At 52.7% G+C, this 14140-nt stretch carries 12 protein-coding genes; 4 read left to right on the top strand and 8 right to left on the bottom strand.

What is annotated here, in order from left to right; all coding sequences use genetic code 11:
- Positions 1-180: 180 nt before the first annotated feature.
- Positions 181-1344: a S8 family peptidase gene (locus KI215_RS04750; RefSeq protein ID WP_212774424.1), complete on the top strand. Its 1164-nt coding sequence runs from the start codon at positions 181-183 to the stop codon at positions 1342-1344.
- 470 nt (positions 1345-1814) lie between these two features.
- Positions 1815-2987 carry a S8 family peptidase gene (locus KI215_RS04745; RefSeq protein WP_246512198.1) on the top strand — a complete coding sequence of 391 codons (1173 nt, stop codon included), beginning with the start codon at positions 1815-1817 and terminating at the stop codon, positions 2985-2987.
- Positions 2988-3116: 129 nt separating this feature from the next.
- Here KI215_RS04745 and KI215_RS04740 read toward each other — a convergent pair whose 3' ends face one another.
- Entirely contained in the window at positions 3117-3767 is a 651-nt protein-coding gene (locus KI215_RS04740) for an NfeD family protein (protein ID WP_246512271.1), read from the bottom strand.
- A 121-nt stretch (positions 3768-3888) separates the two neighbouring features.
- Positions 3889-6246 carry an endonuclease MutS2 gene (locus tag KI215_RS04735; RefSeq protein WP_212774422.1) on the bottom strand — a complete coding sequence of 786 codons (2358 nt, stop codon included), beginning with the start codon at positions 6244-6246 and terminating at the stop codon, positions 3889-3891.
- 110 nt (positions 6247-6356) lie between these two features.
- On the opposite strand from KI215_RS04735, the gene KI215_RS04730 reads away from it, so the two are divergent.
- The gene (locus tag KI215_RS04730; protein WP_212774421.1) at positions 6357-6710 is read left to right on the top strand and encodes a phage holin family protein; all 354 of its coding nucleotides are present in this window, start codon (positions 6357-6359) and stop codon (positions 6708-6710) included.
- A gap of 251 nt (positions 6711-6961) precedes the next feature.
- Positions 6962-7327, top strand: a complete 366-nt coding sequence (locus KI215_RS04725; protein WP_212774420.1) for a cupredoxin domain-containing protein — start codon at positions 6962-6964, stop codon at positions 7325-7327.
- 36 nt (positions 7328-7363) lie between these two features.
- Here the strand turns inward: KI215_RS04725 and sleB are convergent, their stop codons facing one another.
- The 6 genes from sleB to pheT form a co-directional block, all read right to left on the bottom strand.
- The gene (gene sleB, locus KI215_RS04720; RefSeq protein ID WP_246512197.1) at positions 7364-8206 is read right to left on the bottom strand and encodes a spore cortex-lytic enzyme; all 843 of its coding nucleotides are present in this window, start codon (positions 8204-8206) and stop codon (positions 7364-7366) included.
- A 174-nt stretch (positions 8207-8380) separates the two neighbouring features.
- On the bottom strand, positions 8381-9445 hold the full coding sequence (locus tag KI215_RS04715) for a BtaManbiosPhlase (protein ID WP_212774419.1): 1065 nt from the start codon (positions 9443-9445) through the stop codon (positions 8381-8383).
- Complete coding sequence (locus KI215_RS04710) at positions 9446-10417, bottom strand: MTP-1 family protein (RefSeq protein ID WP_212774418.1); 972 nt, start codon at positions 10415-10417, stop codon at positions 9446-9448.
- 359 nt (positions 10418-10776) lie between these two features.
- Entirely contained in the window at positions 10777-11322 is a 546-nt protein-coding gene (locus KI215_RS04705) for a CvpA family protein (protein ID WP_212774417.1), read from the bottom strand.
- Between the two features lie 13 nt (positions 11323-11335).
- Positions 11336-11596, bottom strand: coding sequence for a cell division protein ZapA (gene zapA, locus KI215_RS04700; RefSeq protein WP_419179842.1), 261 nt, complete (start codon positions 11594-11596; stop codon positions 11336-11338).
- Positions 11597-11709: 113 nt separating this feature from the next.
- Positions 11710-14133 (bottom strand): phenylalanine--tRNA ligase subunit beta, encoded by a 2424-nt coding sequence (gene pheT / locus KI215_RS04695; RefSeq protein WP_212774416.1) that lies wholly within the window; start codon positions 14131-14133, stop codon positions 11710-11712.
- Positions 14134-14140: the final 7 nt, after the last annotated feature.

The following is a 14140-nucleotide window of genomic DNA, read 5'->3' as shown; positions in this document are numbered from 1 at the left end:
GTCAATTGGAAATGTTCCAGTACGCCATTTCATCATCAAGGATTCAGGCTTGTTTGCGTTTTGTGGCGAAGATTGATACCAAGAGGCCGGGTCATGCTCAACAATTGGAAACGCCGATTTTGCAGGATTTCGGAGTATCACGTCGAATATGATGATGTTCCACATAAAAGGGGGGATTGGATGAAAAGGAGTCTCGCGTTGCTGACCGCCTTCGTACTTTTGACGGTAATGGCTCTGTCCATTACCCCGCACGCACAGGCGGCGCCCGCGGACACGGCACCGTATGCTCCTGGTGAAATCATCGTCAAATTTAAACCCGGCATCGTCCAGAGCCAAATTACCTCGTTGCATCGGACCAACCAGGTGAAGCTGTTGTTCCGAAACAAGGAAATCGGCTTCGACGTGATCCGTGCCTCCGGCAAAACGGTCACGGAGCTGATTCGGACCTACCGCAACAATCCTTTGGTGGAATATGCCGAACCCAACTATTATTTTCACGCGAGCTGGACACCCAATGATCCCGCTTTGTCCAAACAATGGGCATTGCCGAAAATCCGCGCCAACGACGCCTGGAACGCCACGAAAAGCAATAACGGCATCCGGGTCGCCGTCGTGGATACCGGTGTTCAGTACAATCATCCCGATCTCTACCGCAAGGTGATCAAAGGCTACGATTATGTGGGAAAAGATTGGGACCCCAGTGACGGTAACGGGCATGGCACCCATGTCGCCGGCGTGATCGCAGCAGCGACCAACAACCAAAAGGGAATCTCAGGTGTGGCTCCCAATGCGATGATCTATGCCGTCCGGGTATTAGACAACAACGGCAACGGCACGTTGGAAAACGTGGCCAACGGCATCATTCATGCGGTTGATCAAGGCGCCAAAGTAATCAATCTGAGCCTCGGAGCGGGATATGATTCGCAAACGTTGAAAGACGCCGTTCAATATGCTTGGAGCAAAGGAGCGGTTGTTGTAGCGGCGGCGGGGAACAGCAACAGTTCCCAACCCAGCTATCCGGCCTATTACGATCCGGTCATAGCCGTAGGGGCCACCGACAAATCCGACAACAAAGCCAGCTTCTCCAACTTCGGCAATTGGGTGGACGTTGCTGCGCCGGGAGTGGACATCTATTCCACCTATCCGTATGGTCATTATGCCACGATGTCGGGCACTTCGATGGCAACACCGCACGTATCGGGGCTGGCGGCGCTGCTGGCCTCGCAAGGAAGGAGCAACAGCGAAATCCGAGATGCGATTCAGAAAACGGCAGACAAAACATTAGGCACGGGCACGTACTGGACCTACGGTCGTATCAATGCCTCCAAGGCTGTCCGTTACTGAAATGCATCGACAGAAAACGCGAGGATTCTGTTAGCGGGGACACCCCGCTTTTTTTGCCTCAATTTTTAGGTTGGATTATATTTTTCACCGCACCATGTACGGATCCGTTCTGAAATTTGAGTCCACTTTTTGTATCTCCTCACTTCCGTCCTTGACAACATTCGACGGAAAATGTTTTGTTTACGCATTTGAGAACAAATATCTCAATCATACACCTGTTTCCTTGCTGATAAGCAGCCGTATGCATTTTTTTGATTATTTTTAAAAGGATATATCCCTCCATCGACCATTTAAAATGGAGTGCTCTTGCGTACTTATTGACATAAACGGATTGTACATCAACTGTCCCTTTATGGACAGGATACCGACACCTTCATAAATATTTATTGAATATTTTTTAATCATCAGAAGGGAAATGATGGTAGGTGATCGAATATTTTTATCATTCCTAAAAATAAGGAGGTTTCGTCATGAGACGCATGTTGTCTGTTCTTGTCGCTCTTCTGATGGTGGCGGCGTTGGCCATTCCCGCCAGCGGTGGTGTACAGGCAGCGTCCCCAGATGCCAAAGCCGCTTTCGCCCCCGGAGAAGTGATTGTCAAGTTCAAAAACGGAACAACCACCTCCACTAAGCAAGCAGTTCTCTCCCAGGAAAGCGGGCGAGTGCTGTTTCACAGCAAAGAAATCGGCTTTGACGTCGTGAAGATTCCTTCCGGGAAATCGGTATCGCAAGCAGTACGTGAATACCGAAACAACCCCAATGTGGAGTACGCCGAACCCAACTACCTCTACCACGCTGACTGGACACCCAACGATCCCTACTTCTCCACGCAACAGTGGGGACCGCAAAAAGTCCAGGCACCGGCCGCCTGGGATATTACGAGGGGGAGCAGCAGCGTCCGCATCGCCATTGTCGACACCGGTGTCCAGTACAATCACCCGGACCTGTCGGGCAAAGTTGTCTTGGGGCATGATTATGTCGACGGTGACAACGATCCGTATGACGGCAATGGTCACGGCACGCACTGCGCCGGGATCGCGGCCGCCGTCACCAACAACAGCACCGGAATTGCCGGTATGGCTCCCAATGCGTCCATTCTCGCCGTCCGTGTGTTGGACAGCAACGGTAGCGGCACCCTGGACGCCGTCGCCAACGGCATCATCTACGCCGCCGACAACGGTGCCAAAGTGATCAGCCTCAGCTTGGGTGGATCGGTCGGTTCCACCACATTGCAAAACGCGGTGAATTACGCGTGGAACAAAGGTGCTGTCATCGTGGCCGCCGCCGGGAACAGCGGTATAAGCGCTCCGAGCTATCCGGCCTACTATAGCAATGCCATCGCCGTTGCCGCCACCACTTCCAGCGATGTGAAAGCCAGCTACTCCAACTGGGGTTCCTGGGTGGATGTGGCCGCACCGGGTTCCAGCATCTACTCCACCTATCCGACCAACACCTATACTTCGCTTTCCGGCACCTCCATGGCCACGCCGCACGTGGCAGGGCTGGCAGGACTTTTGGCCGCACAGGGCCGCTCCAACAGCAACATTCGCGCAGCTATCCAAAACACGGCCGATCCCATCTCCGGCACCGGCACATACTGGACCTACGGCCGAATCAACGCTTACCGGGCCGTTCAATATTAAATTCAGTGAAAATACAAGGCAGGAGCTGAATTGCTCCTGCCTTAAGCCTGCCTGGTGAACCATTTTTTATAGGAGAAGATCTGACTTTCCCATACGAGTGTTCCGAGTCAACCAGATATGGAGTCGTTGTTATGGATTATCCCTTTTCTTCGGTAGGTTGATCGGCGGTTCCTCTACCGTTTCCACTAAGATTTTGACCCCATCCACGGATAACACGCGCACCCGTGCTCCCTTTTGGACCCAATGACCGTTGGTGACCGCACTGAAGCGGCCATTCCCGATACGGATTGTTCCGGACGGGCGCATGTCGGTCAATGCCGTCCCCTCGAGTCCGACCAGTTCCCGATAGTTGCGGTTAAGCGAGCTGTAACCCGTATCATTGGACATGGCAAATTTCAATACAATCTTTTCCAACCAATCGCGTTTGGGCAACACTTTCAATGACAGCGGACTCAAAGCGAGTCCCGTAATCCATGCAAATGCGACCAGTGTCCCCGTCAGCCAGTTCTCTGTCGGAATTACCAACCCGACCAAAACCAAGATAGCACCGATGGTAGCCAAGGTACCGTCTTGCAACAGTTTTCCATCCAGAATCACCAGTCCCATCCCGACAAGCAAAGCGGCCAACCACCAACCGGATGTCGTTCCCCAATGTCCGCCCACATACCATCCCATCAACAACAATCCCGCCACTCCGGATAAGCCGCGGGACTTGGCGAGAATTTCAGCGGCCAATAAGAACGCGCTGAAAAAGACCAGCAAAGCGGAACCGGCTCCCATCACACATTCCAACTCCCTTTTAAGCGTGTAACATGAACCAGATCAAACCGACGACAAAAAACACCAAGGCGATGGAACCCAGAATCTTCGGCAGATGCTCCATAGACAACCTCCCGATCTACTAGGCCAATTCGACCACCGTCACGCCAGAACCGCCTTCTCCCGGTCCACCCAATCGGAACCCTTTGACGTGCGGATGTTGGCGCAAAAATTGATGGACACCCGTCCGCAAAGCACCAGTTCCTTTTCCATGGATGAGCGAAACCCGCTGATATCCGGCGACGACGGCGGAATCCAGATATTTATCGATTTCCGCCAAAGCTTCCTCCACCATCTTACCACGTAAATCCAATTCCGGACGCACATGGTTTGAAGCGCTTCGATACGAAGTGGCCACACCGAATTCGGACTCGTTCTTCTTCGCCTTCACCTTTTCCAGATGACGGCGGTGTACTTTCATTTTCAGAATGCCCACCTGAACCTGATATTCCCCTTCACCGAGATCCTCCAGCACTCGGCCGCGTTGTTTGACGGTGAGCACCATCACCTCGTCTCCCGGCTCAATCCGCTCATTCCGTTGCTTAGCCACGGGTACGGCGGCAACCGGTCGGGCATCGGGAACCGCGTCATCCAACCGTTTCCTTGCTTCGATCAACTGATGTTCCTTTAACTCGTCCGGCCGATTTTTGGCCCATTCACGCAACTGGCGCAATACGTCTTCCGCTTCCCGGCGGGCACGCGAGACGATGGTTTGCGCTTCCCGTCGTGCCAATTCGCGCATCCGCTCTTTTTCCTCCTCCCAACGGGACAGTTTTTCCTTGAGTTCCCGTTGCAAGGATTCCGCTTCCTGACGAAGCGTTTCCGCACGTTTGCGCTCCTCTTCCGCAATGGCCCTGTCGCGGGATAATGCGGCGATCATTTCCTCCAGGCGATGCTCCTCCGTGGACAACTGCGATTTGGCTTTCTCAATGATGGATGGCGACAGTCCCAAGCGCTCGGCAATGGCAAACGCATTGCTCTTTCCAGGTACGCCGATCAACAGGCGATAGGTGGGACGAAGGGTCCGCACGTCAAATTCCACACTGGCATTGGTCACTCTCGGATGGGCATGGGCGAATTGTTTCAACTCGCTGTAATGGGTGGTGGCCACCACAAGACAACCTTCATCCAAGAGATCTTGCAAGATGGCGATGGCCAACGCCGCCCCTTCGGTCGGATCTGTGCCCGCACCCAATTCATCCAGCAGCACCAAGCTGTGATCGTCCGCTTGTTTCAAAATGCGGATGATCTGCGTCATATGGCTGGAAAACGTGCTCAAGCTCTGCTCAATGCTTTGCTCATCGCCGATGTCCGCAAAAATCCCGCTGAATACGGGGAATGAGCTGCCTTCATCCGCGGGGATAGGAAGACCCGCTTGCGTCATCAACGCCAGCAACCCCACCGTTTTCAGGCATACGGTTTTCCCGCCCGTGTTGGGTCCTGTGATAATGATCCCCTGATGTGGATCGCCCAACGTGATATCGATGGGAACCGCTTTTTCCATCGGGATCAACGGATGGCGGGCCCGCTTCAACCGAATGACGCGCTCCGTCTCCACCCGTGGACAAACACCTCGAATACGGCGGGCATACCGGGCCTTGGCCAGGATGAGATCCAACTCGGCCAACGCTTTAATATTTTGCCGTAGTGCATCGACATGGGTCGCCACTTGTGCTGTCAACTCGCGCAGGATGCGTTCCACTTCGCGCTGTTCCTCCAACTCCCATTGACGCAAACGGTTGTTCAGCGTCACCACGGATGCCGGTTCGATAAACAACGTGGAGCCGGAGGCCGACTGATCATGCACGATACCACCGAATGCTGAACGATATTCCTGTTTGACCGGGATGACATATCGGTCGTTGCGCAGAGTAATCAATGCTTCCTGTAACATTTTTTGGTAACTCGGATTGCGCAGAATGCCCTCCAACGTCGTTCTGATCTCACGTTGTACTTGACGAATATGATTTCGAATCTGACGCAGATTTGGGCTCGCGTGATCGGATACTTCTCCTTGTTCGTCGATTCGTCGAGTGATTTCTTCTTCCAACGGACGCAATCCTTCGATGCGTTCCACCCATCCGCGAATGATGGGAAGCGGATGTTCCTCATCAACCTGCAATACCTGATTTTTTAATTTACGGCCGGCATTCACCGTACCGGCAATATCCAACAATTCATTTGTATTCAGTAATCCTCCCACTTCGGCCCGGCGCAGAGAGGGACGAATGTCACGAACGCCTCCCAAGGACACATCCCCTTTGAGCCTGAGAAGATCCATCCCCTCTGCCGTCGCCGCCAGACGACGCGATACTTCCTCAGCGTCGGCAGTGGGTTCCAGCGCGGCAATCCGCTCTTTTCCCAGCGAGGAAGAGGCTTCTTCCGCCACTTGTTCCCTGATTCGTGGATATTCCAACACATTGAGCATAAAACGGTTCACTTGTTTCCTCTCCTCTCCCTCCGAGGAGTTTTTTCCACCATATTATATCATGATGTAATAACTCGACGGATAAATGACACACTAAAGAACAAAAGGAGGGAATTTGTATCATGACCATCGTGCGTCATCTCATTCGATTCATTGTGGCGGCCATCGTGCTGATGATCGTGGGAGCACTGGTCCCCGGTTTTCAGGTACAAGGTTTTTGGAGCGCGTTCCTCGCTGCCGTGGTAATCGCTGTAATCGGCTGGATCATCGAAGCGCTGTTCGGACGGGACATGTCTCCTTATGCAAGGGGAGTTGTCGGGTTCGTTGTCAGCGCGGTCGTGATCTATCTGACGCAATTCTTCGTACCCGGCATGCGTGTCACGTTACTCGGAGCCTTGTTGGGTGCGCTCGTGATCGGGATCATCGATTTGTTTGTACCGACCAAAGCACGTATCACGAGCCAGCCGGAAAGATAAATGCAAAGAAGGAACCGCACACCAGGTGCGGTAAGACTGCTGACATGGTGGTTTACCATCGTGATCTCGGGTGAGCCGATTTCCCGTCGAGCGACTCTGACCGCTACGGAAAGGACGGGAAATCGGAGCCCGCAAACCTCGTCAACAACTGACCGCACACCAGGTGCGGTTTTTCTTTGTTCATTGACTGTTCATGGATTAACTCCCTCTTTCGCAAACTTTTTGTTAACATGAGAATGAGGAGGGAGTCCATGATGAAGAAAGGAATGACCACTCTGGCCATCGCCATGTCCCTGATGCTGGGGCTGGTCGGATGCGCCGGCGGCAATCAGTCCCAACAATCGGGGAAAACCTCGGGTCAGGTGATTGAAATCTCCGCTTCCAACTTCCAATTCAAACCGAACAAAATCGAGATTCCTGCCAATAAAGATGTCACACTGAAATTGAAAGTAGCAAACGGCATGCACAGCCTGGAAGTGCCCGGGCTTGACGTCAACCTGCAAGGGGATGGCGAAACCGCCGTGGTCCGTGCCAAGCCGGGAACTTATCCATTCTTCTGCAATATTCCCTGCGGTGTGGGTCACGCGAAGATGAAAGGAACGATTGTGGCCAAGTAAAAAACTGGGACCCATTGGAAAGTGGGTCCCAGTTTTTTACTTGGTAAAAATATGGCGGCCGATCCGTTTGATCTGAGGCCGGCTCCAGATCCATTTTGATGTGGCCGTGGCAGGATTGAAGTAATACAACGCTCCATCGGAGGGGTCCCACCCATTCAGTGCGTCCCGTACCGCTTTGAATGAGTCAGGGTCCGGTTGCAACCAAATTTGTCCGTTTGCCACAGCTTCAAACGCCAAGGGTTGAAAAATGATACTGGCGGGCGTATTGGGAAAACGTTCACTTTTGAGTCGGTTTAATATCACTGCCGCAACGGCCACTTTTCCGATATACGGTTCCCCTCGCGCCTCGGCGTGAACAGCATGTGCCATCAGCTTGATATCATTCCAGGACAATTGCCTGGCTGTTCTCCGGTATACACGCCTCGCCTGAACTCTCCTCACACCACCCGGGCGCCATCTTCTAGTCGCTTTCCACAATTTTGCCCGGGTTCTGGCATCGGTCAAGCCTGTCACCCGCAAACCGAACGCATATTGGAACAATCGAACCGCCCGGTAAGTCCGCCAAGTGTAAATCCCGTTGATCTTTCCGGTGTAGAAACCCAAAAACCGTAGCCTTCTCTGCAGTTCCCACACATATCCCCCTCGGTCGCCGGGTTTGTACACTCTCGCCGGGCGGGCCGCTATCGAAACCCGTTTGGAAACGTGCCGCGATTCCACACTGGCTTTCGCCGTCGATTGCACGGAAACAGCGTGTCCGCCGTTGGGAACAGCGGATAACAACGATCCCGAGGCATCGCTATTGACCATGGAGACAATCGCTTCTCCCAAGACGGAGAAAGCCAACATCAAGGCACAACAGAGAAGCCTTTTCCGCATCATCACACGGTTCAACCCTCTTTCAGGTTGGTATTTTCCTGTTATTATGCCGTGTGGATGCGATTCTATTCCCCCTGCAACCTATCCGTCGTCCATCCAGCATACTTGCTTCCGAGAAGCGGTCGAGTATGAAGGCACAGCATCCGCGCCGGATCGTAGAACCCAATCCTTTTCGTTTCAATAATAAGTCAAGAAGTCCAGAATTTCTTCCAAGCTCAATTCCGCACAGGCCATTGAGGTATCCGCGACACCATAATACATTTTCACCACATCGCCTTCCACGATTGCCCCACACGAGAATACAACATCGCCAAAGAACCCTTCTTTTTCATAATCCGCTTCCGGTTCCAGAATCGGTTGGTCGGAACGAGCAACCACAACTGCAGGATTGTTCAGGTCAAGGAGCAACCCGCCCATGCAATAACGGTTCTCTGGCGTCGCGCCATGATAGAGCACCAACCAACCCCTATCTGTTTTGATAGGGACAGCACCGCCGCCAATGCGGCCGCTGTCCCACATCCCGTCCCTGAGGCTGATCAGGTGTTGATGGTTTCCCCAATAAAGCAAATTGTCGGATTCCGCGATCCAGATCTCCGGTTTTCCAATACTTTTGAGGCTGGGGCGATGCAACGCATAATATTTTCCGTTCACTTTTTCCGGAAAGATCACGATATCCTTGTTTTCCGGAGGAAAAATCATTCCATGATGTTTAACGGTGACAAAGTCCTTGGTTGATACCATCGCCCCGCCAATGCCGAGCGGAGACAGAGCCGTGAAACAGATATAAAAGGTATCTCCAATTTGTGTCACGCGCGGATCTTCGATGCCGAATGATTCCAGTTTGTTGGATGGATAAAGAAACGGCTTTTCGTCTATGGTAAAATTGCGTCCGTCTTTACTGCGTGCGATGCGAATATAGGACAGGGAAGTCAGGTATTCAATTTCTTGTGAATGGGATGCCTTTCGAATCATTCGCGGGTCCGAAAAATCATAACGCTCATCATCCCGATGAAATTCGATGATTTCCAGTTCATCCGTGTCCGTATGATAAATGGGCGCTTTCACGATCTTGGGATCATCACTGATCGGGCGCTCAGCAATGCGAAGCAACATCAATATTTCATCCTTGTATTTGGCAATCCCGGCATTAAAAGCGCCGATCACTTCAAATCCTTCATGATATGGCTTGATATCTGACGGGGTAATCAACGGATTTTGTTCATACCGGTACACTCTTACCATTTATTTCCCCCACCTTATTTTTTCAAATGCGAGGAATGGATCTCGCATAGAGATACGTTGTGCTTCAGCATCACCCACACCAGCATACAGGTCTGCTGTTCCATCCTTCTTGCGAACCAACCCGCCGCTAAATACAACATCGGCCAAATCCGGGCGTTTGGCGGGGCCTTTCAAAAAGTCGGAACGCGCTGCAATGAGCTGGATATCCGAATGTTCACCGGTCGTTGGATCAAGGGCAAATACCATTGGATAATAATGGCGATTTCCTTCTTCATCCATACGGGCGATATGCCCCAACACCCCAATCAACCCGTTGGACAGAAGGTGGGCTTCATTGGCTCCACCCCATTCTTCCTCCATGAATTGGTCTAAAATGGGGGCCTCGTGGATCACTTCCAGAGTCAAATGATCCAATGATGGAATTCTCACAAATCCAATCTTGCCTCTTCCCCCTTTATCCCCTTGGGGGCGTGTCAACACCCCGATGGAGCCATCCGGCAATTCGATCAGACGAAGGTCTTTCATGCCATCCGGGCCGGTAAAAATCTTTTCCAAACGATGAATGTTGGCTCCCTTGTAAAATACCGTGCGCCAACTCATTGCCCGTTCATCGGCGGGATGCGGAAAAACCTCCACACCGCCGAAAACCAGCTCTCCTCCGATGCGGGTAAAGAAGGGGTCCTGCAACGCAAAGACCGGGGCCCCTTCTTTGGGAATCCATTGCTCCCCGCGTCGAACGAAGAAAATCACTTCCGAATGCTCACTGTCACGGGGTTCCACGCGGCCGGCGATCACGGTTTCACCGCTATCTTCAAAAGGTGCCGTAATATTGTACACATCCTTTTCCCCAACCCCGGTAAAATTTAATTTGGTGGGGTTGTATGGTTTTTGTTCATTTTTCGTATACTTTTCCAGTAACACGGAAGAGGGTTGGACACCGCTCTTTTTCAGGGTAAACAAAGTAACATCCATCCTCCTCATGCCATTACTATTTCAAATGAAATTGCATACCCTGCTGAAACTTCTGGGAGAACCAAACGAATAGGAAGAAAATGGGCACCGTCAACAACACATCGGAGGCATACAGATTTACGAAAGAACAACGTTTACATGGCCATCTCCCCACTTGGAAGAATCATCGTCCAATCTATCATATAACCCGTTGTGAATCAGAAAAAACTGTGGAAAGAGCAAAATGATCACAGAAAAAATATGGAACAGATAGTATTCTTGACCATCACATCACAGAGCAGTTAAAAAAAATGCCTGACAGAATCTCGTCAGGCAAATCAACATCTATTTTGATTCATCGTTTCAATTTGGTACGTCCCTTATGACCGCTGCCGCATTGCGTCATGCAACAGTTGTTTCAGTTCCGTTGTCCATTGGGGGGTTGCTTCCAACAGGTTTTGGGCGATGCCGGATTGTTGTACGGCTTCTTGTCCTTTCTCCCATGGTAGGAAATGCAACAAGTTGACCATGATCCACACCAGCAAAACAGCTTGCAAAACGCCCAAAACCAAGCCGCCGATTCGGTTCAATACCGATAATACAGGCAGCTGCGCCAACTGATTGAGTACCCTGGACAAAAGCGAGACCGCCAGTTTGGTTCCGAAAAACAAGAGCAGAAACGCCATCACCGTATACAGGGCGCGTTCCAATGGCAACAAGCGCATCAAACCGTCTCCGGTTACAGATTCGGGCAAGGGAACATTTTTCTGCAGAACCGGTGTTACCTCGTCGGTGAAGTAAAACGCCACCACCCACGCCAAAACCAAACCGGCCAACGACGCGGCCTGCAGAATCAAGCCGCGCCGATATCCTCGCAACAATCCTCCGATCACCAAGAGCAGGATGATCCCGTCTAGTACATTCATGTTCACCCGCTCCTCACGGTTGATCATCTTCGATCAGATGCAGGATCTCGTCATGTTCCCGTTTCAGTTTCATATAGGCATCCGCTATATTGACGGCCGAAAGTACCGCCAGACGCGTGGTATCCAAACGGGGATTGGCTTGTGAGATCATCCGCATCGTTTCGTCAACATGGTTGGCTACTTCCCGCATGTAACTGGGACTGGCTTTTCCCGTGATGTTGTACTGTTGTCCGAAGATCTCCACGCTCAATTTATTTTTGGTCATCGATTGCAACCTCCTTCACCAAGTGAAGGTGAGACTGCCTGACAACATCCATTTCGACACGAGGGGGCCGTTTTCCCTGTTATTCCGGAGAATTCGACCGGAAGAAATTTGCGGACTCAACCTTACATGCGCAACTGTGCACCACACGTCGCTTCGAGATGGTCGATCACCGCCTGATGTACCCGGTTGACCTCTTCGTCGGTCAGCGTACGATCCTTCGCCCGGTACACCAACGAATAGGCTACGCTTTTCTTTCCTTCCCCAATCTGTTCTCCTGTAAACACGTCAAACAACGTCACGGATTCCAGCCATTCGCCCGCCGCCTTTTTGATCTCCTGCTCGACTTTGCCAACCAAAAGATCCCGATCCACTACCAATGCCAAATCGCGGGTTACCGCGGGATGACGGCTGGGCGGTTCGAAATGAACATTCGTTTGTGCCGCAGCAAAGATCGCTGACAGATCCAACTGACACACCATCGTGGGGCCGAGATCGTATTGTTGGGCCACTTGCGGATGCAGTTGTCCCAAAATACCGATGACCCGACCATCTACCACGAGTTCCGCGGTGCGTCCGGGATGGAAACCTACCGGTTGGACCGCACGGTATTCCACATTATGGATGCCCAAACGGTTCAACAGGGTTTCAAGCACGCCCTTGGCCGTGTAAAAATCACTGGGTGACGAGGGCTGACGCCAGTTGGTCGGCACCGATTTTCCGGCAAGCAGACCGGCCAATTCCCATCGCTCTTCCGGCAAATCGGTCAACTTCTTCTCATGGGCATGGAAGGTTTTCCCGATTTCAAAGATGGCGACGCGCTCTTGTTGCCGTTTCAGGTTGTATGCAGCCGTTTCGATCAGATGCGGCAGCAGGCTGGTCCGCAAAACGCTCCGCTCTTCGCTCATCGGCATGGCCACCCGGATCGGTTGCCCTTCTTGGTTGATCGAGGCGATCTCACTTCCTAATCCAGGGGAAGTCAAGCTGTAAGTGATCACTTCATGCATGCCCAACGTCCGCAGGGTGTTCCGAATCACACGGACAAGCTTTTGTTCGCGGGTCAACCCGCCAGGCGATTGCTGTCCCCACGGCAATGTGGCCGGGATGTTATCGTAACCGTACAGTCGAGCCACTTCTTCGATCAGATCGACTTCAATGGCGATATCCGGTCGACGCGTCGGCACCTGTACACGGTAGACCCCGTCATCTACCTTTACCGGGAAACGCAGCCGACGGAAGATATCCAGCACATCCTTTTCTTTCAATTTCACGCCCAGCACGTGTGTCAATCGATCATGGCGCAGGCTCACGGTCAGCTCGTCGATATCTCCGACGCGCTCTGTTGTCACCCTAGATACAACCCGCCCGCCGGCGTACAGGGTGAGCAATTCCACCGCACGTTGCAGAGCCGGGATGATGCGCTCCGGATCGACCGCTTTTTCGAAGCGGTTGCTCGCTTCCGAGCGCAGTCCCAACTTACGCGAAGTCCGACGAATGATGGGCGGGGAGAAAAAGGCTGCCTCCAACAGCACCCGTGTCGTTTCCTCGGACACTTCGGAGTTGGCGCCGCCCATCACCCCCGCAATGCCGATCGGTTTGCTGCCGTCGGTGATGAGCAACGTTTCCTCGCCGCACGCTCGGGTGACGCCGTCCAACGTTTCAATGGTCTCACCGTTACGTGCCCGACGCACGACGATGCGTCCGCCGTTGGACAGTTTGTCCAAGTCAAATGCGTGCAGGGGTTGACCATACTCGATCATCACATAGTTGGTGATGTCCACGATGTTGTTGACCGGACGAATCCCGGCAGAAATCAAACGGTTTTGCATCCATTGCGGAGACGGGCCCACTTTCAGGTTGTCGATCACCTGTGCGGCATAGAGCGGACAATCTTCTTCCGATTCCACCGTGATGTCCACACGAATTTCATCTCCCGTCGGTTCCAGCGCTTCCGGTTCCGGCAGACGTACTTCGCGGTCCAACACGGCAGCTACTTCATATGCCACGCCGATCATGCTGAGACAGTCGGAACGGTTGGGCGTCAGGTCCAGCTCCAACACCTGATCGTACATGCCCAGCACAGTGCGCATGTCACTACCGATTTCGACTTCGTCGGGCAAGACCATGATGCCCTCCCGCTGTTGTTTGGACAACACTTTCTCCGGGAAACCCAACTCCTTGGCGGAGCAAATCATTCCCTGAGACTCCACGCCGCGGAGTTTGGTCCGCTTGATGGTGACCCCGCCCGGCAGGGACGCCCCTTCCAATGCGATGGGAACCAGTTGTCCCGCAGCCACATTGGCCGCACCGCAAACGATGGTAAGCGGCCCATCCTTGCCAACATCCACTTGGCACACTTTCAACCGATCCGCCTGTGGATGGGGCTCAGTCGACAACACTTTCCCCACGACCACATTGCGAATCCCCGTGTCCCGCGTGTAAATCACATCCACGGCCACACCGCTCTGCGTCAAAGCGTGGGCGACATCTTCGGGTGTCAGTCCTTCCAGGTCCACATATTCGTTCAACCATTCATACGATACCAGCATGCCACGT

Source organism: Polycladomyces abyssicola, from assembly GCF_018326425.1.
In the GTDB taxonomy this organism is placed as follows: Bacteria; Bacillota; Bacilli; order Thermoactinomycetales; family JIR-001; genus Polycladomyces; species Polycladomyces abyssicola.
This window is presented reverse-complemented; position numbering and strand designations above follow the sequence as displayed.